This window comes from Listeria valentina (genome assembly GCF_011800755.1).
Taxonomy (GTDB): Bacteria; Bacillota; Bacilli; order Lactobacillales; family Listeriaceae; genus Listeria; species Listeria valentina.
The window spans coordinates 1-1474 of record NZ_JAATJW010000131.1 but is presented as its reverse complement, the minus strand read 5'-3'; the positions used below and the strand labels follow the sequence as shown (position 1 = coordinate 1474).

Annotated in this window: 1 protein-coding gene; it reads right to left on the bottom strand. The window is 37.3% G+C overall.

Annotated elements, in window-relative coordinates; translation table 11 throughout:
• Window positions 1-106 precede the first annotated feature (106 nt).
• The gene (kdpDN, locus tag HCK02_RS13760) at window positions 107-1255 is read right to left on the bottom strand and encodes a KdpD-like non-kinase potassium sensor (protein ID WP_167630665.1); all 1149 of its coding nucleotides are present in this window, start codon (window positions 1253-1255) and stop codon (window positions 107-109) included.
• Window positions 1256-1474: the final 219 nt, after the last annotated feature.

The following is a 1474-nucleotide window of genomic DNA, read 5'->3' as shown; positions in this document are numbered from 1 at the left end:
TCCATTTTTATAGAAAAAAACGCCCATCCCTCTTCTTTCTCATGGAGGGATGGGCGTTTTTCGACAGTCTGAAAGGAGAGAAAAACAATTGTTTTTCTCTCCTTTTTTAACTTTTTCTAGAATTAGCAACGATATGAATGTCAACACCGTCTGTTTGCCGCATGATAGCATTAACAATAGATCCCTTGGCAAGTTCTTCGACACGTGACTTAACGGACTGACCTAAAATGATTTGTGTAATGTGTTTTTGATTAGCTACATCCGTAATAACTTGCGAAATCTTGCGTTCTTGAATCGGTTCTACTAAAAAGTGGGCATGGAATTGTTCAGCAAGTTCTTGCCATTCTTTATATTCTTTTTGCGTCTGTTCTGGTAGTTCCGATAGGTCTTTATCAATTGCAGTTAAGATAAAAAGTTCACTTCGCAATCGATCGGCAATTCGAAAGCCACGACGAATAAGTTTTTCTGCATTCGCGTCATTTTTAATACAAACGAGAATTTTTTCGTTCATCATTGCTGCTCGTAAGCGCGCTGCTTTTTTATCAGCTTTATCATCAACATCATCTGCTACTTCACGAAGGGCAATTTCGCGGAGTGCTGATAAATTTTTTGTGGTAAAGAAATTTTCAAGGGATTGTTCAATTTTATCTTCTTGATAGATTTTCCCTTCTTTTAATCGTTTTTGTAAAGTTTCAGCCGTAACATCAATCAAAATCACTTCATCAGCCGCATCAAGAATACTATCAGGAATCCGTTCACGAACCGAAACCCCTGTAAGTTCTCTAACTACGCCGCGAAGGCTCTCTAAATGTTGGATATTGACAGCTGTGATTACGTTAATGCGGTGTTCAAGGATTTTTTGAACATCTTGATAGCGCTTTTCATTGAATGAACCAGGCATATTTGAATGCGCCAATTCATCGATAATCACTACTTCCGGATTGCGTTCGATAATGGCATCTACATCTAAATCGTTATAAATTTTCCCATTGTAGGTGACTTCGCGAAGTGGAAGCTGTTCAAGTCCCGGAATAAGCGCTGCAGTTCCTTTTCGACCATGTGTTTCAACCAGTCCAATAACAACATCAATATTTTCCTTTTGCAGTTCATGAGCTTCTGTTAACATACGGTAAGTTTTGCCTACACCTGGTGCTGAACCAATATAAATTTTCAGCTTTCCTCGCTTTAGTTTTTCAATTTGTTTCAGCAACTCTTCCGGACTTTTTCTATGAAAGGAAATATTATGGTTGCTCATCTCATACACCTCCAGAAATAATCGGATCGAAGATGTTAAAAACTTGATTGAAGTTCCATCTTTTCACACTTCATTCATTGTAGCACAATCTCAATTTAGAAAGAAGAGGGAGAATAAAAAAAGAAGAGCGATATTTTATCGCTCCAGACTGTAGACAAAGTAGTGAAAAACTTTGTTTACAGTCTTTTTTTAGATATACTTGTGATAGAACATACATAA

Bases quoted from the DNA above. Each gene is read 5' to 3' on its own strand.
- kdpDN (WP_167630665.1), bottom strand. From the start codon at position 1,255: ATGAGCAACCATAATATTTCCTTTCATAGAAAAAGTCCGGAAGAGTTG.